The sequence below is a fragment of the Pedobacter terrestris genome, assembly GCF_052343045.1.
GTDB lineage: Bacteria > Bacteroidota > Bacteroidia > Sphingobacteriales > Sphingobacteriaceae > Pedobacter.
In genome coordinates, this window is sequence record NZ_CP180264.1 from 4,691,431 (window position 1) to 4,713,503 (window position 22,073).

At 37.9% G+C, this 22,073-nt stretch carries 22 protein-coding genes; 15 read left to right on the forward strand and 7 right to left on the reverse strand.

Annotation, left to right across the window (positions count from 1 at the left end):
- The first annotated feature begins 65 nt into the window (after positions 1 to 65).
- The 3 genes from ACJVDH_RS20125 to ACJVDH_RS20135 all read left to right on the forward strand — a co-directional run bounded on the left by ACJVDH_RS20125 (position 66) and on the right by ACJVDH_RS20135 (position 3,529).
- Complete coding sequence (locus ACJVDH_RS20125) at positions 66 to 1,163, forward strand: Nif3-like dinuclear metal center hexameric protein (RefSeq protein WP_443945197.1); 1,098 nt, start codon at positions 66 to 68, stop codon at positions 1,161 to 1,163.
- Positions 1,164 to 1,907: a zinc ribbon domain-containing protein gene (locus tag ACJVDH_RS20130; RefSeq protein WP_443945198.1), complete on the forward strand. Its 744-nt coding sequence runs from the start codon at positions 1,164 to 1,166 to the stop codon at positions 1,905 to 1,907.
- Between the two features lie 137 nt (positions 1,908 to 2,044).
- Complete coding sequence (locus tag ACJVDH_RS20135; RefSeq protein ID WP_443945199.1) at positions 2,045 to 3,529, forward strand: tetratricopeptide repeat protein; 1,485 nt, start codon at positions 2,045 to 2,047, stop codon at positions 3,527 to 3,529.
- Here the strand turns inward: ACJVDH_RS20135 and ACJVDH_RS20140 are convergent.
- The 4 genes from ACJVDH_RS20140 to rsfS all read right to left on the reverse strand — a co-directional run bounded on the left by ACJVDH_RS20140 (position 3,526) and on the right by rsfS (position 7,788).
- Positions 3,526 to 4,599, reverse strand: a complete 1,074-nt coding sequence (locus ACJVDH_RS20140; protein WP_443945200.1) for a 3-oxoacyl-ACP synthase III family protein — start codon at positions 4,597 to 4,599, stop codon at positions 3,526 to 3,528. The two genes, ACJVDH_RS20135 and ACJVDH_RS20140, sit on opposite strands and share 4 nt — an antisense overlap.
- A gap of 69 nt (positions 4,600 to 4,668) precedes the next feature.
- Positions 4,669 to 5,313 carry a LutC/YkgG family protein gene (locus tag ACJVDH_RS20145; protein ID WP_443947642.1) on the reverse strand — a complete coding sequence of 215 codons (645 nt, stop codon included), beginning with the start codon at positions 5,311 to 5,313 and terminating at the stop codon, positions 4,669 to 4,671.
- Positions 5,314 to 5,379: 66 nt separating this feature from the next.
- Positions 5,380 to 7,386: an ATP-dependent zinc metalloprotease FtsH gene (gene ftsH, locus ACJVDH_RS20150; protein ID WP_443945201.1), complete on the reverse strand. Its 2,007-nt coding sequence runs from the start codon at positions 7,384 to 7,386 to the stop codon at positions 5,380 to 5,382.
- A 27-nt stretch (positions 7,387 to 7,413) separates the two neighbouring features.
- The gene (rsfS, locus tag ACJVDH_RS20155) at positions 7,414 to 7,788 is read right to left on the reverse strand and encodes a ribosome silencing factor (RefSeq protein ID WP_443945202.1); all 375 of its coding nucleotides are present in this window, start codon (positions 7,786 to 7,788) and stop codon (positions 7,414 to 7,416) included.
- Positions 7,789 to 7,832: 44 nt separating this feature from the next.
- Between rsfS and ACJVDH_RS20160 the strand changes: the two genes are divergently transcribed.
- The 4 genes from ACJVDH_RS20160 to pfkA all read left to right on the forward strand — a co-directional run bounded on the left by ACJVDH_RS20160 (position 7,833) and on the right by pfkA (position 11,901).
- On the forward strand, positions 7,833 to 8,621 hold the full coding sequence (locus tag ACJVDH_RS20160; protein ID WP_443945203.1) for a biotin--[acetyl-CoA-carboxylase] ligase: 789 nt from the start codon (positions 7,833 to 7,835) through the stop codon (positions 8,619 to 8,621).
- The gene (locus tag ACJVDH_RS20165) at positions 8,618 to 9,067 is read left to right on the forward strand and encodes a protein-disulfide reductase DsbD domain-containing protein (protein WP_443945204.1); all 450 of its coding nucleotides are present in this window, start codon (positions 8,618 to 8,620) and stop codon (positions 9,065 to 9,067) included. Before ACJVDH_RS20160 ends, ACJVDH_RS20165 begins: the two co-directional genes overlap by 4 nt.
- 148 nt (positions 9,068 to 9,215) lie before the next feature.
- Positions 9,216 to 10,925 (forward strand): protein-disulfide reductase DsbD family protein, encoded by a 1,710-nt coding sequence (locus ACJVDH_RS20170; RefSeq protein ID WP_443945205.1) that lies wholly within the window; start codon positions 9,216 to 9,218, stop codon positions 10,923 to 10,925.
- On the forward strand, positions 10,918 to 11,901 hold the full coding sequence (gene pfkA / locus ACJVDH_RS20175; protein ID WP_443945206.1) for a 6-phosphofructokinase: 984 nt from the start codon (positions 10,918 to 10,920) through the stop codon (positions 11,899 to 11,901). The genes ACJVDH_RS20170 and pfkA overlap by 8 nt, the downstream gene beginning before the upstream one ends.
- A gap of 42 nt (positions 11,902 to 11,943) precedes the next feature.
- Here the strand turns inward: pfkA and ACJVDH_RS20180 are convergent, their stop codons facing one another.
- Together ACJVDH_RS20180 and ACJVDH_RS20185 are read right to left on the reverse strand one after the other, a co-directional pair.
- Complete coding sequence (locus ACJVDH_RS20180) at positions 11,944 to 12,270, reverse strand: heavy metal-binding domain-containing protein (RefSeq protein WP_443945207.1); 327 nt, start codon at positions 12,268 to 12,270, stop codon at positions 11,944 to 11,946.
- A gap of 81 nt (positions 12,271 to 12,351) precedes the next feature.
- Positions 12,352 to 12,873 (reverse strand): 5' nucleotidase, NT5C type, encoded by a 522-nt coding sequence (locus ACJVDH_RS20185; protein WP_443945208.1) that lies wholly within the window; start codon positions 12,871 to 12,873, stop codon positions 12,352 to 12,354.
- Positions 12,874 to 13,018: 145 nt separating this feature from the next.
- Here ACJVDH_RS20185 and ACJVDH_RS20190 point away from each other — a divergent pair, with 145 nt between their 5' ends.
- The 8 genes from ACJVDH_RS20190 (at position 13,019) to ACJVDH_RS20225 (ending at position 21,270) form a co-directional block, all read left to right on the forward strand.
- Positions 13,019 to 13,564 (forward strand): 30S ribosomal protein S16, encoded by a 546-nt coding sequence (locus ACJVDH_RS20190; protein ID WP_443945209.1) that lies wholly within the window; start codon positions 13,019 to 13,021, stop codon positions 13,562 to 13,564.
- A 135-nt stretch (positions 13,565 to 13,699) separates the two neighbouring features.
- Positions 13,700 to 14,227: a ribosome maturation factor RimM gene (gene rimM, locus ACJVDH_RS20195; RefSeq protein ID WP_443945210.1), complete on the forward strand. Its 528-nt coding sequence runs from the start codon at positions 13,700 to 13,702 to the stop codon at positions 14,225 to 14,227.
- Positions 14,228 to 14,267: 40 nt separating this feature from the next.
- Positions 14,268 to 14,888 (forward strand): hypothetical protein, encoded by a 621-nt coding sequence (locus ACJVDH_RS20200; RefSeq protein ID WP_443945211.1) that lies wholly within the window; start codon positions 14,268 to 14,270, stop codon positions 14,886 to 14,888.
- Positions 14,889 to 14,936: 48 nt separating this feature from the next.
- A complete protein-coding gene (gene trmD / locus ACJVDH_RS20205) occupies positions 14,937 to 15,611 on the forward strand; it encodes a tRNA (guanosine(37)-N1)-methyltransferase TrmD (protein WP_443945212.1) in 675 nt (224 codons plus the stop codon).
- A 138-nt stretch (positions 15,612 to 15,749) separates the two neighbouring features.
- Positions 15,750 to 16,097 carry a 50S ribosomal protein L19 gene (gene rplS / locus ACJVDH_RS20210; RefSeq protein ID WP_443945213.1) on the forward strand — a complete coding sequence of 116 codons (348 nt, stop codon included), beginning with the start codon at positions 15,750 to 15,752 and terminating at the stop codon, positions 16,095 to 16,097.
- 127 nt (positions 16,098 to 16,224) lie between these two features.
- Positions 16,225 to 17,397 (forward strand): mechanosensitive ion channel family protein, encoded by a 1,173-nt coding sequence (locus ACJVDH_RS20215; RefSeq protein WP_443945214.1) that lies wholly within the window; start codon positions 16,225 to 16,227, stop codon positions 17,395 to 17,397.
- An 83-nt stretch (positions 17,398 to 17,480) separates the two neighbouring features.
- Positions 17,481 to 20,819 (forward strand): transcription-repair coupling factor, encoded by a 3,339-nt coding sequence (gene mfd / locus ACJVDH_RS20220; RefSeq protein ID WP_443945215.1) that lies wholly within the window; start codon positions 17,481 to 17,483, stop codon positions 20,817 to 20,819.
- A gap of 241 nt (positions 20,820 to 21,060) precedes the next feature.
- A complete protein-coding gene (locus tag ACJVDH_RS20225; RefSeq protein ID WP_443945216.1) occupies positions 21,061 to 21,270 on the forward strand; it encodes a DUF3820 family protein in 210 nt (69 codons plus the stop codon).
- Positions 21,271 to 21,308: 38 nt separating this feature from the next.
- Here ACJVDH_RS20225 and ACJVDH_RS20230 read toward each other — a convergent pair whose 3' ends face one another.
- Entirely contained in the window at positions 21,309 to 22,025 is a 717-nt protein-coding gene (locus ACJVDH_RS20230) for a DsbA family oxidoreductase (RefSeq protein WP_443945217.1), read from the reverse strand.
- Positions 22,026 to 22,073: the final 48 nt, after the last annotated feature.

Sequence of the window (22,073 nt, forward strand, 5' to 3'; positions counted from 1 at the left end):
GCAGGCATCTGCCATTAAACCCCATCATAGTTTACAAACAAAAAGCAAATACATATCTTTATAAAATGAAGTTAGCGGAAATCACAAACTACCTGGAAAGCATTGCGCCTTTAAACTATCAGGAAGATTACGACAATTCTGGTTTAATTGTTGGCGATCCGAATATGGAAATCAGAGCGGCCCTGGTTGCTTTAGATTGTGTAGAAAAAATTGTTGACGAAGCAATATCAACAGGTTGCAATCTCATCATTACACACCATCCAATTGTTTTTAAAGGTTTAAAAAAATTTAACGGCAAAACCTACGTAGAACGTGTGGTTATGAAAGCCATACAAAACAATATAGCCTTGTATGCCATACACACCAATTTGGATAGTATTCATACCGGAGTAAACGCTCGGATTTGTGAACGTTTAGGTTTAACCGGCACAAAAATACTATCACCAAAAACAGGTATTTTAAAAAAGCTGGTCACGTATTGTCCGTTGGCACAAGCAGAGCAACTTCGTTCGGCTTTGTTTTATGCGGGTGCCGGCAACATTGGCAATTATAGCGAGTGCAGTTTTAATGCGCAGGGTTTTGGCACATTTAAAGGCAATGATCAGTCTGATCCATTTGTTGGCGAACGCAATATTCGCCATCGCGAAGAAGAGACACGTTTAGAAATGGTATATCCGGTACAAGCCGAACGAAAAATATTGCTTGCCTTATTCGAAAACCATCCTTACGAAGAAATTGCATATGACATTTACCAGCTCGAAAACAAACACCAACTGGTAGGATCTGGAATGGTTGGCTGGCTGGAATATGATATGGACGGGTATGATTTTTTACACTTGGTAAAAGACCGTATGCAGGCCAGAGTAGTTCGGCATACCGAATTGCCTCCAAAACGGATTAAAAAAGTTGCGGTGTGTGGTGGCTCAGGAAGTTTTTTACTCAGAGAAGCCATCGCTGCCGGCGCAGATGCTTTCATTACTGCAGATTTTAAATATCATGAATTTTTTGATGCAGAAGAAAAACTTGTGATTGCAGACATCGGACACTTTGAAACTGAACAATTTACCTCAGATTTATTGCTTGAAATTATTCGGAAAAAATTTACTAACTTTGCAATCCGTTTAACGGAGCAAAATACAAACCCCATAAAATACTTGTTTTAAATGGAACAAACCGTAGAGCAAAAGCTAAAAGCTTTATACGAATTACAAAATATCCACACTAAAATTGATAAAATCCGTCAGGTAAGAGGTGAGCTTCCAATGGAAGTTGCTGATCTTGAAGATGATGTATTAGGTTTAGAAACTAGAATCCAAAAAATTAAAGGTGAGCTTGATGATTTGGAGGATGCAATTGTAACCCGTAAAAACACCATCAAAGATGCTCAAGCCAATATCAAAAGATATGATTCTCAATTAAAAGAGGTTAAAAATAACCGTGAATACGATGCTTTAACTAAAGAAATTGAAATTCAAGGTCTTGATATCCAAGTTTCTGAAAAGAAAATCAAGGAGCATGGGTTTGAAATCACTTCTAAAACCGACGTTTACAATGCTGCTTTAGCAGATTTAGACGGCCGTAAAAAAGATTTAGATGTGAAAAAAGCAGAACTTGATGTAATCACTGCAGAAACTGAAAAGGATGAAGACGATTTGATTACCAAAGCCAATAAAGCGGAAACTCAAATAGAAGACCGTTTATTGGTTGCATACAAACGTTTACGTAAAAATGCAATTAATGGCTTAGCTGTTGTAACTATCGATCGCGATTCTTGTTCAGGATGTTTCAACCAGATTCCGCCTCAACGCCAATTGGATATCCGTCAGCGCAAAAAAATTATTGTTTGCGAACATTGCGGTCGTATCCTGGTAGATGAAGCATTAACTCACGAAGTTGCTGAAGCATAATTTGCAGATACTGCATATAACAGAAACGGCTCCGAAAGAATACTTCGGAGCCGTTTCTGTTTGTATTTAAAACAAGAAGTGTATTTTAACGTTTATCCCTAAACGTTTTAAACCAAGCAAAGACGGCCTTTGTGTATATGTCCAGAATACGATTACTATTCCTTTTTATTTCGATTAACCTGCCAACGGCACTTTTCGCCAACTTCGATTTCAACACCAATTGTCAAAACGCATATAGAAGCATTTTTGAGCTTAAACTCGGTAATGCAAAAGCCTATATCAACACAGAAAAGAAAGCGCATCCAGACAACTCAATGATTCCATTGCTGGAGAATTATGTGGATTACTTCACCTTGCTGACCTCCAATAGTAAAGATGATTTTGACCGACTTAAAGCAAATAAATCCATTCGGTTGGATAAAATTGGCAACGGCGATAAGAGTTCTCCGTACTATTTGTTTGCCCAAGCAGAAATTAATCTTCAGTGGGCTTTAATCCGCAGCCGTTTCGGCGAATTTTTCAATGCAGCAATGGAAATCAGGCGCGCCAATAATCTACTTAAAGACAATACTAAAAAATTTCCTGATTTTCTATTAAATTTTAAGGGTTTAGCATTAATAAACGCTGTACTGGGAAATTTGCCAGATGGCGCACTAAAAACGGCATTAGCAACCTTTGGCTTTAAAGGCAATATGCAAAGCGGCTTAGATATGTTTGAAAAACTGACCAATGAGCTGCCTAAAAGCCAGTATTCTGCTTTTTACAATGAAACCGTTTTCTACTATTTATATGTACTTACGGATGTTGCTCATGATGATTCCTCATTTGCAAAAACGATGAAATATACGGATCACATCTCCGATACGAGTTTACTCAAAAGCTATCTTAAAGCATATGTTAGTGTGAAAACCGGCCACAGTGACGAAGCCATTGCAATTTTGAGTCGCAAACCAGAAAGTACCGTTTATCAGCCTTACCCTTATCTCGATTACCTGGAAGGTATAGCGAGATTAAATAAACTAGAACCATCTGCAGCTGCATGTTTTAACCGTTTTTTACAAAATACAAAAGGCACAGACTATATTAAAGATGCAAACCTTCATCTTGGCTGGCTATCGCTTATTAACGGCAACAAAACGGCTTATAACACTTTTATAGACAGGGTAAAATCTAAAGGCTATACTTACGCTGAGCGCGATAAACAAGCGCTGAATGAGGCCAATGATGATGCTCCGAATGTGGCTTTACTCAAAGCACGTCTTCTTGCTGATGGTGGTTACATGGAGAAAGCAGAACAAAGCCTTTCCACAAAAAGTATAAATTCCTTTTCCACGCAGAAAGACAAAACTGAATTTAATTACCGAATGGCGAGAATAAAAGATGCTTTAGGCCAATTTGATGCCGCTTTGATCTACTACCAGCAAACTATAAATGCAGGTAAATCACTCAAATACTATTTCGCTGCAAATGCAGCTTTACAAATGGGCAGGATTTATGAAAGAAAACAAAACATCGCAAAAGCAAAAGCATCTTATACGCTCGCCATTGCGATGAAAAACCACCAATACGAAAGTAGTATTGAAAGTGAGGCAAAAACAGCTATAAAACGCTTAAATAATTAAAATTTGTGAATGAATGCATTGATGTGCATGCCCGCACCAACAGAAGCGAAAACAGCTACATCTCCTGGCTTAACACCGTAACCCTTGACTTTACCTTTCAATACCAAATCTAAAAGTGTTGGTACGGTAGCTACAGAACTGTTGCCAAGCCATGAAATCGTCATTGGAACCAGGTTATCCGGAACGGTTTCTTTTCCATACAATTTAAATAACCGTTTCATTATAGCAGAATCCATTTTTCCATTGGCTTGATGAACGAAAACAATATCGATATCTTCAACATCTAAACCAGATTTATCTATAGCTTTTTTAATCACCTGAGGCACCTGTACAACTGCAAATTCATACAATTTACGTCCATTCATTTTTAGGTAATAATTGCCGCTGGTTTCATCTGGATTAAAGCCTTTACCCATGGTTAGTAAACTGGCGTAATTAGAATGGGTTTCTGTTTTGTGGGCAAGCAATCCTTTCGGCGTTTCACTTTCTTCGGCTTCAAAAATTACCGCACCGGCACCGTCAGAAAAAATCATACTGTCGCGATCATGCGGATCTATGATTCTGCTCAGTGTTTCTGCACCGATAACCAAAACGCGTTTGGCATCGCCACTTTTAATATAATAATTGGCTTGTATTGCACCTTGTACCCAACCAGGACACCCGAATATTAAATCATATGCTACACAGTCAGGATTAACAATACCAATTTGTTCTTTTACTTTTGCTGCCAGAGAAGGAAGAATATCAATTCTGTTCGTATCAACACGAAGATCACCGAAGTTATGGCAGAAAATAATATAATCCAGACTTTCTTTATCTATACCTGCATTTTCGATTGCTGCCTCGGCAGCTTTGGCGCCCATATCATGGTTGAGCAATTCTTTACAGGCATATCTTCGCTCAACAATTTCAGTGATTTCAGAAAACTTATGGATAATCTCCGCGTTTCCCTTTTCCATCTTATTCCCATTCTCAAAGAAAGTCGAATTTAAAAATTCATTACCGGAAATAATATTTTCTGGAATATAGCTTCCAGTCCCGCTAATGACAGTATTTATTAATTTGCTCATAAATTATACTACATACCAAATCGGTATGCAGTATAAAACTATAGTTTAAAAATTAAATAAAGAAATTTTTTAACTAAAATCATCAATTAAAAATACAAACAACTCTTTAGGACCATGTGCGCCAAGAACGAGTGTTTTTTCAATATCTGCAGTACGACTGGGGCCCGTAATGTTACTGATCATACTTGGAATCTGATTTCCATACTTCACCTTAAGTAAAGAAAAGGCATCTTTCAAGTCTAATACCAACTGACTGGTTTTGGCAATTACAATGTGATGGTGCGGAAAAATACTCAATCTTCTGCCTGCTGCATTTGCATTACTCACCATAACACTACCGTTTCTTGCGATAAGAGATTCACAAAGCGTAATACCAACTTCGGCCTGATCAAAATCTTTATCGGTTTGATAGAAAGGAAATTCATATTTAGAAAGAAATTCTTGCAGTTCTGGTTCCCAGCAATAAATTTTACGCCACTTAAACTGATCTGCCAATTGGAGCATATTTTCGATAAAATCGATTCCATCCTCGCAAAAAATAAAATTTCCGGATACAGCCGCCAATTGTTCGGCAAATACAACCTCTAAAGGATCTGTGTTTAATGGATACAATCGGCTTTCTTCCAAATTGGGATAAGGATTTTCCTTTTTTTCCAAAAGGGCTTTCCTAATCTTTTTGAGCATTTGTTCTTTAGCAGTTGTATTTTCCTTCATCATTAAAAAAAAGCTTCCCTAGTTTTGAGAACTAGGGAAGCAAATGTATTGTTTTTGAAATTATAATTATGCTTCTACAGGAGTAATTTGTCCTGGCGTACCACTTTCAGCTTCATTTTCAAATAAACGTTTTCCGAAAATGGCTTCTAAATCATCTTTAAAAAGCACTTCTTTTTCGATCAGAATATCTGCAAGCTGAATTAGCTTATCTTTGTTGTCTTCAAGCAATTTGATTGCTCTTTGATATTGGCCTTCAATCAATGTAGAGATTTCGCGATCGATGGTTAAGGCAGTGTCTTCAGAATATGGTTTTGAGAAGTTATATTCATTCTGACCTGAAGAATCGTAATAGGTGATATTTCCAAGCTTATCGTTCAAACCATAAATGGTTACCATTGCACGCGCTTGTTTGTTTACTTTTTCCAAATCGCTCAAAGCGCCGGTAGATATCGTATCGAACATTACTTTTTCTGCAGCTCTTCCGCCCATCGTTGCACACATTTCATCCAACATTTGGTGCGGACGAACAATTAAACGTTCTTCCGGCAAATACCAGGCTGCGCCTAAACTTTGTCCGCGCGGCACAATAGTTACCTTAATAAGCGGAGCTGCGTGTTCCAACAACCAACTCACAGTTGCGTGGCCAGCCTCATGAATCGCAATTGCGCGTTTTTCACTTGGCGTGATAATTTTGTTTTTCTTTTCAAGGCCTCCAACAATACGGTCAACAGCATCTAAGAAATCTTGTTTATCAACTGCCGATTTATTTTTACGTGCTGCAATCAAAGCCGCTTCATTACAAACATTTGCAATATCTGCACCAGAAAAGCCAGGAGTTTGTTTAGCTAAAAATTCGGTATCCAATTCTTCAGATTTTTTAAGCGGGCCAATATGAACCTCGAAAATCTGTTTACGTTCTACAACATCCGGCAAGTCTACATATATCTGTCTGTCAAAACGACCTGCTCTTAACAATGCTTTATCTAAAACGTCTGCTCTGTTGGTTGCTGCAAGAATAATAACATGTGTATTGGTACCAAAACCATCCATTTCAACCAACAATTGGTTTAATGTATTTTCTCTTTCATCATTACCTCCCATTACACCATTCTTACCGCGTGCGCGACCTATCGCATCAATTTCATCGATAAAAATGATACATGGTGATTTATCTTTTGCTTGTTTAAACAAATCGCGAACGCGTGATGCACCAACACCTACGAACATTTCTACGAAGTCAGATCCTGAAAGTGAGAAAAATGGAACTTGAGCCTCGCCGGCAACAGCCTTTGCAAGCAAGGTTTTACCTGTACCTGGTGAACCTACCAACAATGCTCCTTTTGGTATTTTTCCACCTAAATCGGTATATTTTTTTGGATTTTTAAGAAAATCCACAATTTCCATTACTTCTGTTTTGGCTTCTTCCAATCCGGCAACATCGTTAAATGTTATGCTTACCTGGCTTTCTTTATCGAATAACTGCGCCTTTGATTTTCCAATACTGAAAATCTGACCACCGCCGCCAGCGCCACCGCCCATTCTACGCATCATAAAAATCCAGAAACCAATCAGCAACAATACCGGAAGGATGATACTTAAAAACCAACTTGCTAATGGATTGCTCCGACTTGTTTTTTCGGCTACAATTCTTCCGCGATCTGCCGGAAGATCTTTTTGAGATTCTACCAACTGTTTGTCCAATCCATCCATTGTTCCGGCGTTAAAATAAACTGGCGGATTAGAATTTACATTTAAAGAACTATTGGTTTTATAGGCTTTATATTCTGGTTTATCCAGACTTGCTTTTTTAAGATAAACCTCGGCTCTAACCAGGTCATCAGATTTGTAGGCAACTACTTTTTCAACGTCGCCGGCTACCAACATTTTTTCAAATGTAGGGTAGGTAATTTCTTTCCCGCCGTCTCCGCTCAAAAGATATTGAGCAGCAACAATGGCCACAATAATCGCCGCGTAAACCCAGAAAATATTGAATTTTGATCCTTTCTGTGGTTTTTTAGGGATATTGGGCATTCTTCTCCCGGGTTTCTCGTTTTTATTTTGCTTATCGTTCATCTGTTTTTCAAAAATTAATTTTGGAAATTAAGCACTCTGATAGTTGGTGCTTTCGGCATCGCCCCAAAGTTCTTCGATGCCATAAAAGTGACGTTTTTCCGTCTTGAAGATGTGTACAACCACATCAAAATAATCAAGAATAACCCAATCTGCAGATTCAAATCCTTCTTTATGTCTGGGATCCGTCTGCGTGGCTTTATAAATCTCTTTTTCTACGCTATCGGCGATAGCCTTTACCTGAGTCCCGGAGTTGGCACTCGTAATAATAAAATAATCCGCTACAGAAGTATGAATATCCCGAAGGTCTAACCGCACTATATCTTCGCCTTTTTTCTCTTGGATGCCATGAACGGCCAATTCAGAAAGGTATGTTGAAAGGGTTACTATTTTCTTTTTTACCATTAAAATGCTTTAATTTTGGAATTACAATATTATAAATTCAACACTTGCAAAATAACACTTTTTCGACACTATTTGTTGGTCAAAATTTAATCAAATTAAAAGAAGTTGATTCTACTAATAACTTTTTAAAAAATTTGTTGTCAAATTCCGAGCCATTAACAGAAGGAACTGTAATTATGGCAGATAATCAGTTTGCCGGCCGTGGACAACAAGGTAATGTCTGGCTTTCAATGCCTGGAAAGAATATCAGCATGAGCTTGTATTTTAAACCGTTTTTCTTGCCTTTACAAAAACAGTTTTACCTTAATATCATCACTAGTTTAGCGGTAAGCGAAGCTTTATCGCTTTTTATACCTGAGGGAATATCGGTTAAATGGCCAAATGACATTTACCATTACAACAAAAAACTAGGCGGAATACTAATTGAGAACAGCCTGTCAGGCATTATGATTAAATCAACCATTATCGGCATTGGCATAAATGTTAATCAAGGCATTTTTAACGCAGATATTGAACAAAAAGCTGCTTCAGTCATTCAAATTTTACAAAAAGAAATCCATTTGAATGACATTATCGATAAAATATTTGTTTTAATGGAAAAATACTACCTAATTTTGAAATCAGGTGGTTATAAAACGCTCCACGAACACTATCTCAATCGGCTGTACAACTTTAAAGTTAAAGCGAATTATAAATCAGGAAGCGATTATTTTGATGGAACGATCGAAGGTATAGATGAAGATGGGCGGTTAGTTGTTGAAGTAAATGGAGATCAAAGATACTTCAATTTTAAAGAAATAGAATTTTTACACTCAATAAATACACACAAATGAAAAAAATCACATTAATCCTGGCAATGGTAATGTTTACTGTTGCAGGCGCTTTTGCTCAGATTGAGAAACCCGTAACCTGGGCCTACACAGCAAAAAAAGTTGGCAATAATGAAGCAGTTGTTTACATTAAAGCGTCTATTGAAGACAGATGGCACATTTATTCTCAAAATGTGAAAGATGGCGGCCCCGTTAAAACAACATTTACTTTCTCTCCGTCTAAAGACTTTGCCTTGGTAGGAAAAACAGCAGAACCAAAAGCCATTGTGAAATACGAAGATACCTTCAAAATGAACGTAGCATATTTCGAAAATGCTGTGATTTTTCAGCAAAGAATTAAATTGAATAAAGGCGCTACCGCAGTAAAAGGCAAAGTAGAATACATGGTGTGTAACGACAAACAATGTTTGCCTCCGGAAGAAGTTGAATTTAGCGTTCCCGTTAAATAACTGACAATTAATTATTTACAAACAGTCCCGTTTTTTATTGGGACTGTTTCTTTTTAAAGTAAAATCTCCCTAATGTTTAGTGCGATAAACCGTTGATTGATAAATTATTCTTAATTTCACGCTCCAAAACTCACACACAAACACACAAATGAAAAAGATTTTATTTTTTACTTTAATGGCGGCGCTATTTCTCATGCTTCCTGCTGTTAAAAGTTACGCATTAGTAACTCAAGACACCACCCTGACCGCACCACCAGACGATATGGTGTTTACTGAAGTTGGTTCTGCACAAGATAGCGCAGCCAATGCATTGGTTAAAGATTCTGTAAGCACAGATACGGTAAAGAAAACCCAAACTTCTCCTGTAGAAAAAACCACAACAGATAACTCAGAAAAACTAACGCTTTGGCAAACTTTTATTAAAGGGTTGATTGGCGGCTTTCTGGCCTTCTTAATGCCTTGTATTTTTCCAATGGTTCCGCTTACAATCAGCTATTTTACAAAAAGAGCCGGAAGCAGACAAAAGGGGATAGGCCAGGCACTTATTTACGGCGCATCCATAATTGTAATTTATGTCGTTTTTGGCTTGCTCATTACCTTACTTTTCGGTTCAGGAAAATTAAATGAACTGAGCAGCAGTGGGTGGTTTAATCTTGCATTTTTTATTTTACTCGTAGTATTTGCAATCTCATTTTTTGGGGCATTTGAAATTACCCTACCAAGCTCTTTTGTAAATAAAATTGATCAAAAAGCGGATTCAAGCAAAGGTTTAGGCGGCATTTTCTTTATGGCTGCTTCTCTTGCATTAGTTTCTTTCTCTTGCACAGGTCCAATTATTGGCACATTACTGGTAGAAGCAAGTTCAAAAGGAAACATTTTAGGCCCTGCGGTAGGAATGTTTGGTTTTGCATTAGCACTGGCATTACCATTTACACTGTCAGCGATTTTCCCTGGATTTTTAAGCAGTATGCCAAAATCCGGCGGATGGTTAAATAGCGTAAAGGTATGTTTAGGTTTTCTAGAATTGGCTTTGGCATTGAAATTTTTATCTGCTGCGGATTTAGTTTGGCACTGGGAGTGGTTTGACAGAGAGATTTTCCTATCCTTATGGATCGTAATATTTATTTTGATGGGTATTTATCTGCTTGGCAAAATCAAGTTTTCTCATGACAGTGACGTTCCATACGTATCGGTTCCAAGACTATTTTTTGCAATCATCTCATTTTCATTTGCCATGTACATTGTACCTGGTTTGTGGGGTGCGCCTGTAAATATTTTAAGCGGTCTTGCGCCACCATTCAATACCCAAGATTTTGTACTTGGAGGCAACTCTTCCGCATCAGCAAATACAACGCCCTCCGGATTTCCCGCTCAGGTAAAATACAGCGACTTACTACATCCACCACGTGGGTTTAATGCTTTCTTTGACCTTGAAGAAGGATTGGAGTATGCAAAAAAAGTCAATAAACCTGTAATGATTGATTTTACCGGGCATGCTTGCGTAAATTGCCGCGAAATGGAAGACCGGGTTTGGATAAATCCAGAAGTGGGCCGTTTAATTAAAGACGAATTTGTTTTAATTCAACTATATGTGGACGAAAGATCTGTACAAATGCCTGCTGAAAAAGTACATAGATCAGAAATTCTACGTAAAGACACCAAAGATCTCGGAACTTGGAACGCTGATTTTCAGGCAACAAATTATAATGCAAACTCACAACCATTTTATGTTCTTACCGGACAAGACCTAAAACCTCTTGTTCAGCCGCAAGGCGCAATATTTGACGCTAAAGAATATGCTGCATACTTACAAAGTGCGTTAGATGTATTCAAAAGCCAAAAAAAAGCAAATGAATAAAATACAGAATATAGGCGTTCTAACTTCTGGAGGAGATTCTCCGGGCATGAATGCTGCCATTAGGGCCGTAGTACGGACCTCGATTTATTATGACATACAAGTAACCGGATTTATCCGTGGTTACGAAGGATTGATTAACAATGATTTCATCCCAATGGACAGAAAATCTGTTGCAAACATCATTCAACGTGGAGGAACCATCCTTAAAACTGCACGTAGTGAGGCATTCAGAACACCTGAAGGACGGAAAATTGCTTATGAAAATTTAAAAGCCCACGGCATTGATGCACTTGTTGTTATTGGTGGCGATGGAACCTTCACCGGTGCGAATGTTTTCTCAGAAGAGTTTGACTTCCCCATTATGGGAATGCCGGGCACTATTGATAACGATTTGGCAGGAACAGACTTTACTATTGGTTACGATTCTGCACTAAATACTGTTATTGATGCCGTTGACCGTATCCGCGATACTGCAGAATCTCACGACCGTCTATTCATCGTTGAAGTAATGGGACGTGATTCTGGATTAATCGCTTTGCGAAGCGGAATTGGTGCCGGTGCAGAAGCGATTATGATTCCGGAAGCAAATATGAATGCAGATGACATTTTACACAAACTGGAACACAGCCGCAAAGACAAATCTTCAAAAATCATTATCGTTGCAGAAGGCGATGATGCTGGCGGAGCATTTAAAGTAGGCGAGATCCTTCAAAAGAATTATCCGCATTACGATACTAAAGTTTCTGTTTTGGGCCATATTCAACGCGGTGGAAAACCAACTTGTATGGATCGCGTTTTGGCTAGTCAACTTGGTGTTGCTGCAGTTGAAGGCTTAGTAAATGGCGAACGCGGTAAAATGGCTGGTATAATCGATAAAGAAATTGTTTTCACACCTTTCGATCATGCAATCAAACATATTGATGCCGAAAAGGTAAGTACCAGATGGTTGAAATTAATTGATATTCTATCGTTTTAAAAAGAGAAAGTCCCGCCAAATAAATTTAGCGGGACTTTTTACTTATAAATCTTCCAGTATTACGGCGGTTCCGCTGGCGGTTACCATAAGCATACTGCCACCCTGGCCAACGGTTTCATAATCTAAATCGACACCAACAATTGCGTTTGCGCCCATTGCAGATGCATATTGCTGCATTTCGTTTACGGCTATATCTTTTCCTTCTCGCAATACGCGCTCATAAGAACCAGAACGGCCACCAACAATATCGCGGATTCCGGCAAACAAATCTTTGAAGATATTTGCACCTATAATGGTTTCTCCAGTGACCAGACCAATGTATTTTACTATTCTTTTGCCCTCAACAGAAGGCGTTGTGGTTACTAACATAGTTTTGTATTTGTTTTTAGAACGGCAAAATCCAGAAATGTTACATCTTTTCGCAACACAAATGCAGATTAGCTTTTAAAATTACAGCAATAAATCGCCAATTTCCTTCCAGGTATTTACCCTTTCATATTCGTTAATGAGTAAGTTGTGCGGGGAAGTAAACAACAGTGGCCGGCCATCAAAATTGGTGAAATTTTTAATTCTGTCGTCAATAATAATATCTGCGCGCACAATTTTATTGCCACAGAACATAATGTGTTGCCAGTCAATAAACGGAAAATGATCTGCTAACCAATCGTATTTATCCGTGAGCGAATTTCTAAATTCCATCGCCGCAGAAACAATATATACGTCGTACTTTTCTTGAAGGGCTTTAATGACGGTTTGGCTGTCGGCAATAACTTCTAAATCGCGAAAGAAACCAGGCTCGTTAATATATTCAAACCATTTGCGGTTTACTTCTTCGGGTACGTGATGATATATTTCGTTTCCGGCATCAATCTTTAAATCTAATGGAACGTTATAATCTCGGTTGTATAATTTTATAAATTTTGTTAGAGCGTCGGCAATTACCTCGTCCATATCAATTGCAATTCTTTTCATTCGTATATTCTGGTTCTGTGCTGGTAAATATGCTGAAAACAAAGAAATTAAACTATGTTTTTAATTTCCAGTATTTTAGTTATCTTTGCAGCCCCGCAGTACGAAGCTCCGGGAACTATGTTGAATACATAATCAAAACTAAGAAATGGCAACTAAAATCAGATTGCAAAGATTCGGTAAAAAAGGAAAACCTTTTTTCCACGTAGTGGTAGCAGATTCTCGTGCTCCACGTGATGGTAAATTCATTGAGCGTTTAGGTTCTTATAACCCAAACACCAATCCTGCTACTATCGATATTAATTTCGACAAAGCTTTAGACTGGGTAACCAAAGGTGCTGAGCCTACGGATACTGCTCGCGCAATTTTATCTTACAAAGGTGTTTTATATAAAAAACACTTAGAAGGTGGCGTGAAAAAAGGTGCTTTAACTCAAGAACAAGCAGATGAAAAATTTGCAACTTGGTTAGATGCGAAGTCTGGCAAAATCTCTGGTAAAACAGAAGGCTTGGCAACTTCAAAAGCAGAAGCACGTAAAACTGCTTTAGCAGCAGAAGCGAAGAAAAAAGAAGACAGAGCAGCAGCTATTGCAGCTAAAAATGCTCCGGTTGCAGAAGAAGTTGTTGAAGAAACTCCTGAAGCGACTGAAGAAGCTCCTGCAGCAGAAGCAACTAAAGAAGAAGGCGCAGAATAATTTAATTTATTTTGATGCAACAAATAGCGCCCCGATTTATCGAGGCGCTATTTCTATTTTAAGACAAAAGCTATAAAAATCTGCGTTCGGGAACATTCCAAAACCCAGAAAAGCACAAAAACCCTTTCGGTAAACATGAAACACGAAGAAGCATTTTATATTGGCTACGTTACAAAAACTCGCGGATTAAAAGGAGAAGTTCAGTTATTTTTTGAATTTGACGATTACGAACAACTCGCCTTTGATATTGTTTTTGCCGATATGAATGGGAAGTTAGTGCCTTACTTTGTTTCATCAGCAAAACTTCAGGCCAATAAAACAGGTTATTTTAACTTTGACGACATCGACCACATCGATAAGGCACAACCTCTTTTAAAAAAGAAATTGTATTTACCGCTTTCACAAATGCCAGAACGTGGCGAAGACGAGTTTTACTATACAGATCTTAAAGGTTTTATAGCTGTAGATGAAATTTTGGGCGAGCTTGGCGAAATTCTGGAAGTGCATGAATATCCGCAACAGTTTGTTGCTTCTGTAATGTATAAGGATACCGAGATTCTTTTTCCTTTGAATGAAGATTTTATCGTAGAAATAGATGACGAAGAAAAAAGATTAAACCTGGATTTACCAGACGGCCTTTTGGATATTTATCTTCAGCAATAAACACCGTAAACTTTTCTACAGGCTTTTCCGTTTTACTTGCATGAGGCAGGTTTTAATTCTAATCATTGTAATATTGGTCTGGTTTGGTTGCAAGCCTGAGAAACGCAATACAAAAAATGCGGTTACAGAAAATAAAGGGAATATTGTAAAAAAACCAACCTTGCAGGATTCTGTTGAACAGGCCTCAACCAAAATTTTAACTGCGCTTAAAAACAAAGATTATCCGGCCTTTGCAGCAACTTTTCATCCGGTAGATGGCGTTCGCTTTTCTCCTTACGGGTATATTGATCCAACACATAAACATATTTTAGGAAAAGATTTTAGCGAAGCAATAGCCAAAAACTGGACCTTAACCTGGGGACATTATGACGGGAGCGGAGAGGCCATTAAACTTAAAGTAAAACCCTATATAGAGCAATATATCTACAACGCCGACTACCTAAATGCAGATGAAAAAAGTTTTGATGATTTTATTGGCAAAGGAAATACCATAAACAACCTGAAAGAATCCTATCCAAATCTCCACTTTATAGAATATTATTTTAAAGGCAAAGACGAAAAAAACAAAGGTTTAGACTGGACCAGCTTAAAACTTGTTTTCAAAAAGTTAGAGAACCAGTATTATCTGGTGGCGATCATCCACGATCAATGGACGATTTAATGTTTTCCGATTGATAAATAATTTGCCCATTAAACTTACCTTTGCGCCATGCGTTTTGATATCATAACCGTTATACCCGGCTTGCTAGAAAGCCCTTTTGCCCATTCTATTTTACAGCGTGCACAGAAGAAAGGAATTGCCGAAATTTTTGTACATAACCTTCGCGATTATTCTACACATAAACAAAAAAGTGTAGACGATTACCAATACGGTGGCGGCAGCGGAATGGTAATGATGATTGAACCCTTTGCAAACTGCATTGAAAAGTTACAGGCAGAACGCGAATACGATGAGATCATCTTTATGAGTCCGGATGGAGTAACCCTAAATCAAAGCATGGCCAATGAATTATCGGATAAAAAAAATATCATGATTCTTTGCGGCCACTATAAAGGAATTGACCAGCGTATACGAGACATTTATGTAACACGTGAAATTTCTGTTGGCGATTATGTGTTAAGCGGAGGAGAACTTCCGGCTGCGATTGTTGTAGATGCAGTTGTTCGTTTAATCCCTGGGGTGTTAAACGATGAAACCTCTGCGCTATCGGACAGTTTTCAAGGCGAATTATTAGACGCACCTGTATATACACGCCCGGCAGATTGGAAAGGCCATAAAGTGCCCGAAATTTTACTCAGCGGACACGAGGCAAAAGTGAATGAATGGCGCCATGAACAGGCGCTGGAGCGTACACAGAAACGACGCCCTGACCTTTTGAAATAGAAGCAATTAACCCTTTGAAATGTGGATTTCAAAAAGATTGTGGAAAAAATTAAAATAGACTTTTTTATTCCAAAAAAATTACCTAATATTGCAATCCGAATTTCACGGGTTGAAATATCGATTTAATAGCTTAAAATCATGGATTTAGTAAAATTTGTTGAAGAGCAGGCCATCGCGAAAAAAGATTTCCCTGCGTTCAAGTCTGGCGATACAGTGAGCGTACACTATAAAATTCGCGAAGGTAATAAAGAACGTATTCAGATTTACCAAGGTGTTGTTATACAACGTAATAGTGCGGGTGCAAACGAAACTTTCACCGTTCGTAAAATGAGCAACGGTATTGGTGTTGAGCGTATCTTCCCTTTCAGTTCTCCAAACATCGAGAAAGTGGAAGTGAATAGCTATGGTAAAGTTCGTAGAGCAAAATTATTCTACCTACGTGCTTTAACTGGTAAAGCTGCTCGTATCAAATCTAAAAGAGTATAATTTATACCATTATATAAAAAACCTCCCCGATAATTTATCTGGGAGGTTTTTTTGTTTAGCAAAATTTTGCGTGTCATCATCTCGCAAAGCGATTTAAAAAGCGCTTTAACCAATTTTTTATGTCAGCATGCTAGATTATTCCATTTTTAACGAAGTGTTCTGGGGAAATACAATAAAAGAATATTGCCTCTTCGGAACCATTTTTTTATTAGGAATTATATTTAAAACCATTGTTTCCCGTTTGCTTAGCAAATTATTGTTTAAGCTTTTTCAGCGCTTTTCGAGCCAGGGACATGACGATACTTTTGTAGAATTGTTATTGAAGCCAATTGAGGTTTTTATCCTTTTTGGCACGCTTTATCTTTCTATCAATCAACTTAAACACCCGCTTGAAGTTGCCATTTTCCATTACCATAAAATGGTTGGGAAAAACAAAGAATTAATTCCGGTTACTTTAGGCGAATGTATAGACCGCATTTTTCTTTTTCTGATTATTTTATCCATCTTTTGGATCATCTTGAGAATTATTGACTTTATCAGTCATGTACTTTCTTATCGCGCCTCTTTAACAGCAAATAAATCAGACGATCAACTGGTTCCATTTTTAAAAGAACTGTTCAAAACCATTGTTGTATTTATTGGTTTTTTTACGCTGCTGGGTTTCGTTTTCGAAGTAAATGTCCTCACACTGATCACTGGTTTAGGTATCGGCGGTATCGCCATCGCATTAGCAGCAAAAGAAAGCCTGGAAAATCTACTCGGTTCATTTACTATTTTTCTGGACAAACCTTTTGTAGTTGGCGATCTGGTAAAAGTAGACGGAGTTGAAGGAACAGTAGAAAAAGTTGGTTTTAGAAGCACGCTGATCAGAACATCAGAAAAAACGATGGCTACGATTCCAAACAAAGGAATGATTGATGGTGTGCTGGAAAACATGAGTCTTAGAAACTTCAGACGCGTAAAATTTTCATTCGGAATTACATACGAAACCGATGCCGAAACCATTAAAAAAATTGTAGGCGAAATTAAAAGCTACATCCGTGAACACGAAGCGACAAGCGCAGATGGAAATGCATATTTTGAAGGTTTTGGAGATTCTGCTTTAAATATTGAAGTGATTTATTTTGTTTCGATTACGGCCTACAACGACTATTTAACGGTGAAAGAAGAAATCAATTTCAAAATTATGGAGATTGTAATGCGCAACAAGTCTGATTTTGCCTATCCAACACAGCGCTTGATCAGTGATCAGACAACGCATACAGATCATAAAGAAGTAGGCAACGATACGATGGATTAATTATACACCAATAAATTGTCTCTGGCGTATAAAACCTTTGCTTCAATTGTGGGTTAATTAAAGATATACCTTAAATTTGCGCCTTGAATATTCGCGATTTAATAAACAGATACAAAACCGATGAACGGGTAACTGGCTTTACGCAAGCGTTAAACAGTTCTAAAAATCCTAAAATTCAATTAAAGGGTTTGGTGGGTTCATCAGACGCAGTTGTTGCGCTATCCTCCTATTTTCTTTTGCACAAACCAATGCTTTTTATTTTTCCCGATAGGGAAGAAGCGGCATATTTCCAATCCGATCTGGAAAGTATTTTGGATAAACAAGTCTTGTTATTTCCTTCTTCTTACCGTAAATCTTTTGATTTTACGCAAGTAGATACGGCGAATGTTTTGGCCAGGGCCGAAGTTTTAAATGAATTGAACCACGATTCTGAATATGGAAAAATTGTGGTTTCTTATCCCGAAGCTATTGCCGAAAAAGTAATTGACCGTTCTGCACTCGAAAAAAACACACTGGAAATCTCTCTCGGCGCTAAATTGGGCATAGATTTTATCAATGAATTTTTAATTGATTACGATTTTGACCGCAGCGATTTTGTGTATGAACCGGGGCAATTTTCTATCCGTGGTGGTATTGTAGATATTTTTTCTTTTTCTTCTGATCTGCCTTACCGCATCGAGTTTTTTGGCGATGAAGTAGAAAGCATCAGAAGTTTCGAAATAGAAAGCCAGCTTTCGGTTTCCGATGTAAAATCATTAACAATTGTTCCAAATGTACAAGCTAAATTTCTGACCGAAAGCAACATTAGTATTCTAGATTATATAGATGCAGATACGCAACTCTGGTTTAAGGATGTAGAATTTACTTTAGATATTGTTAAAGGCGGTTTTAAGAAAGCGGTAGAACTGTGGAAAGCTTTGTCTTTGGCAGATAAGGCACAAAACCCCGAATGGATTGATCCTAAATTTGCATTTACAGACGAGCGTTTGCTTGGAGATCATCTTCAGGATTTTCCTATAACAGAGTTCGGCAAGCAATTTTTTTATAAAACAGATTTACGTTTCGAGTTTGAAACCAAACCACAACCTTCTTTCAATAAAGACTTTAATTTACTGATCCACAATCTAAAAGAAAATGAGAAAGAAGGAATCATAAATTTCATCTTTACAGATTCTCCAAAGCAGGTTGAACGGCTATATGCCATTTTAGAAGACATTGATAAAACCGCAAAGTTTACACCGGTAAACAGTATGTTGCGCGAGGGTTTTATCGATCCAAAACTGGATCTGGCCTTTTATACCGATCACCAGATTTTTGATCGTTACTACAAATACAAACTCAAAAAAGGTTATCAGCGCAGTCAGGCTATAACATTAAAAGAACTTCGGGAACTAAAACCCGGAGATTATGTTACCCATATTGATCATGGAATTGGAAAATATGCCGGTTTAGAAAAAGTAGAAGTAAACGGCAAAACCCAGGAAATGATTCGTTTGGTTTATGCAGATAATGATTTGCTTTATGTAAACATCAATTCGTTAAACCGCATTGCAAAATATAGCGGCAAAGATGGTGGCGCACCAAAAATGAATAAGCTGGGTACCGATGCCTGGGACAAACTGAAAAAGACCACTAAAAAAAAAGTTAAAGACATAGCCCGCGATTTAATTAAGCTTTATGCGCTTAGGAAAACGCAGGCCGGAACTGCCTTTTCTCCTGATGGCTATATGCAAACCGAACTGGAAGCTTCATTTATCTATGAAGATACGCCAGATCAATTAAAAGCCACTCAAGATGTTAAAAAGGATATGGAATCGCCACATCCAATGGATCGGTTGGTTTGTGGTGATGTAGGTTTCGGTAAAACTGAAATTGCCGTACGTGCAGCTTTCAAAGCGGTTGCAGAAGGCAAACAAGCTGCAATACTGGTTCCAACAACAATTCTTGCACTACAGCATTTTAAAACCTTTTCTTCGCGTTTAAAAGATTTTCCCGTAACGGTAGATTATATAAACCGTTTTAAAACCAGCAAACAGATTAAAGATACTTTGGCAGAGGCTGCCGCGGGTAAAGTAGACGTATTGATCGGAACACATCGTTTATTGAGTAAAGATGTGAAGTTTAAAGATCTGGGCATCATGATTATTGATGAAGAACAGAAATTTGGCGTAACCGCTAAAGAAAAATTAAAAGCTTTGCGGGTAAATGTAGATACGCTTACGCTAACCGCAACACCAATTCCAAGAACACTTCACTTTTCATTAATGGGCGCAAGAGATTTGTCTATCATCAGCACGCCACCACCAAACCGGCAACCCGTTAGCACAGAATTGCATGTATTTAACGATAAATTGATTCAAGAAGCGGTACAATTTGAACTGGATCGTGGCGGACAGGTATTTTTTATTCACAATAGGGTGAATGATTTGCCTCAATTGGGTGGACTAATCAAAAAACTGGTTCCAAAGGCACGTATAGGCATTGCACACGGGCAATTAGATGGAGATGCGCTGGAAGATGTAATGCTCGACTTCATCAATGGGGAAAAAGACGTTCTTGTGGCAACAACAATTATCGAAGCGGGTCTGGATATACCAAATGCCAATACCATAATCATAAACCATGCGCACATGTTCGGTTTAAGTGATCTTCACCAAATGCGCGGCCGTGTTGGACGGAGCAATAAAAAAGCCTTTTGTTATTTACTATCTCCGCCACTTTCTACTTTAACTTCTGAAGCGAGAAAAAGACTAAGTGCAATTGAAGAATTTTCTGATCTTGGCAGTGGTTTTAACGTTGCAATGAGAGATTTGGATATTCGAGGAAGCGGAAATCTACTTGGAGCAGAACAAAGTGGATTCATCGCAGAAATTGGTTTTGAAATGTACCACAAGATTTTGGATGAAGCCATTCAGGAACTCAAAGAAGCTGAATTTAAAGGCCTCTTTGAGAATGAGCCTGCAAGGCCTTTTGTAGGTTTTACACAAATCGATACAGATCTGGAATTGTATATTCCAGACGCATACATAACCAACATAACAGAGCGATATAATCTGTATACAGAATTATCCAAACTGGATACCGAAAACGAACTGAACATTTTTGAAAAGGATCTTGCAGATCGTTTCGGCCCGGTTCCACCGCAGGTAAAAACCATGTTGAGCGTTGTTCGTTTACAATGGCTGGGTAAAAAACTTGGTTTTGAGAAAATCAGTTTTAAGAAAAATACGCTGCGCGGATATTTCCTGAGCGACAAACAATCGGCCTACTTTGATTCTGAAATTTTTAATAAAATCCTGAATTTCGCACAAAATCACCCAAGAATGTGCAATTTAAAAGAAGTTAAAAACACTTTGAGAATTGCATTCGATAATATCGCGACGGTGGAAGAAGCTATTCAAGTTTTAGAACTAATTGATTAAAAACGTTAATTGAGTCAGCCTGTTGACGGAATTAAGGTTTTAACGTCAATCACTTTTTTTGGAGAACCTAAGACCAACACGAGATTGATTTAGTTGAGGTAAAAGACGGCCAGTTAACTGCGGTTGATTTTAAATGGACCAATCAAAAGAAGAAAGTGCCCGGCTTTTTTGCCAAAAACTACCCGAATGCATCTTTCACCATAATAAATAAAGACAATTACTTAGATTTTATCATTTAAAAATGGATCCAAAACTGCTGATCGATTTAGTGAATATGAAAATGCCTTACGGGAAGTATAAAGGATATTTAATTTGCAATATCCCTGAAAGTTATTTGCTTTGGTATAAAGACAAAGGTTTTCCTAAAGGAAAATTAGGTGATTTAATGGCCACAATGTTTGAAATTAGAGTAAATGGCCTGGAATATTTATTAACGCCGTTAAAACGGTAAATTAGCAGAACATACAAGTTACGTTCTGCTAATAAATTTTAAATTTCACAGCCATTTTCGTCGCAAATTGCGTCATCACTTTTGTTTAATGAAGTCCATGTAGTTTTTGGCTGCGCCGCTTTCCACTCATTAAAACCTTTTGTTAATGCTTCTTTAAAAGCATCTACTGGTTGCGCGCCAGAAATGGCAAATTTTCTGTCTAGCACAAAAAATGGAACACCTCTTACGCCAATATTTTGCGCTTCATAAAGATCGTAACGAACAGCTTCTTTGAACTCTTCTCCAGATAACATATTCTCTGTTTCAGACCGGTCGAGGCCAATTTCTGCAGCAATGTCAAGTAAAATGCTCAGCTCGCCGATATTTTTTCCATGTACAAAGTGTGCTTCAAAAAAAGCTTCCTCCGCTGCATTTTGTAAACCATGTTTAGCTGCTAAATGGATAACCCGATGTGCATTAAATGTATTTGCTGGGATATTGGTGTCAAAATTAATGGTTAAACCAGTATTTGCCGCCATATCTACCACCTGTTTAGTCATCTGTTTAGCCTGCGCTACGCTCATTCCTTTGCTTTTAGACAGATGTTCGTAAACATTTTCGTTAGTGGTGTTGTGGTATTCCGGACTTAACTGGAAGCTCTTCCATTCAACATCAATTTCATTTTTAAAAGGCAATTGTTCTATTGCTTTCTCAAAATGGCTTTTACCAATATAACAAAAAGGACACATTACGTCCGACCAGATTTCTACTTTCATACCGCAAAATTATGCTGAAAAACCGGCCAGATGGTAAGCTAAAAGTAA

Bases quoted from the DNA above. Each gene is read 5' to 3' on its own strand.
- ACJVDH_RS20145 (WP_443947642.1), bottom strand. From the start codon at position 5,313: ATGAAGGAAAATACAACTGCTAAAGAACAAATGCTCAAAAAGATTAGG.
- ACJVDH_RS20140 (WP_443945200.1), bottom strand. From the start codon at position 4,599: ATGAGCAAATTAATAAATACTGTCATTAGCGGGACTGGAAGCTATATT.
- ftsH (WP_443945201.1), bottom strand. From the start codon at position 7,386: ATGAACGATAAGCAAAATAAAAACGAGAAACCCGGGAGAAGAATGCCC.
- pfkA (WP_443945206.1), top strand. From the start codon at position 10,918: ATGAATAAAATACAGAATATAGGCGTTCTAACTTCTGGAGGAGATTCT.
- rsfS (WP_443945202.1), bottom strand. From the start codon at position 7,788: ATGGTAAAAAAGAAAATAGTAACCCTTTCAACATACCTTTCTGAATTG.
- ACJVDH_RS20225 (WP_443945216.1), top strand. From the start codon at position 21,061: ATGGATCCAAAACTGCTGATCGATTTAGTGAATATGAAAATGCCTTAC.
- rimM (WP_443945210.1), top strand. From the start codon at position 13,700: ATGAAACACGAAGAAGCATTTTATATTGGCTACGTTACAAAAACTCGC.
- ACJVDH_RS20200 (WP_443945211.1), top strand. From the start codon at position 14,268: ATGAGGCAGGTTTTAATTCTAATCATTGTAATATTGGTCTGGTTTGGT.
- trmD (WP_443945212.1), top strand. From the start codon at position 14,937: ATGCGTTTTGATATCATAACCGTTATACCCGGCTTGCTAGAAAGCCCT.
- ACJVDH_RS20185 (WP_443945208.1), bottom strand. From the start codon at position 12,873: ATGAAAAGAATTGCAATTGATATGGACGAGGTAATTGCCGACGCTCTA.
- ACJVDH_RS20180 (WP_443945207.1), bottom strand. From the start codon at position 12,270: ATGTTAGTAACCACAACGCCTTCTGTTGAGGGCAAAAGAATAGTAAAA.
- ACJVDH_RS20135 (WP_443945199.1), top strand. From the start codon at position 2,045: ATGTCCAGAATACGATTACTATTCCTTTTTATTTCGATTAACCTGCCA.
- ACJVDH_RS20215 (WP_443945214.1), top strand. From the start codon at position 16,225: ATGCTAGATTATTCCATTTTTAACGAAGTGTTCTGGGGAAATACAATA.
- ACJVDH_RS20230 (WP_443945217.1), bottom strand. From the start codon at position 22,025: ATGAAAGTAGAAATCTGGTCGGACGTAATGTGTCCTTTTTGTTATATT.
- ACJVDH_RS20170 (WP_443945205.1), top strand. From the start codon at position 9,216: ATGAAAAAGATTTTATTTTTTACTTTAATGGCGGCGCTATTTCTCATG.
- rplS (WP_443945213.1), top strand. From the start codon at position 15,750: ATGGATTTAGTAAAATTTGTTGAAGAGCAGGCCATCGCGAAAAAAGAT.
- ACJVDH_RS20190 (WP_443945209.1), top strand. From the start codon at position 13,019: ATGGCAACTAAAATCAGATTGCAAAGATTCGGTAAAAAAGGAAAACCT.
- ACJVDH_RS20130 (WP_443945198.1), top strand. From the start codon at position 1,164: ATGGAACAAACCGTAGAGCAAAAGCTAAAAGCTTTATACGAATTACAA.
- ACJVDH_RS20165 (WP_443945204.1), top strand. From the start codon at position 8,618: ATGAAAAAAATCACATTAATCCTGGCAATGGTAATGTTTACTGTTGCA.
- ACJVDH_RS20125 (WP_443945197.1), top strand. From the start codon at position 66: ATGAAGTTAGCGGAAATCACAAACTACCTGGAAAGCATTGCGCCTTTA.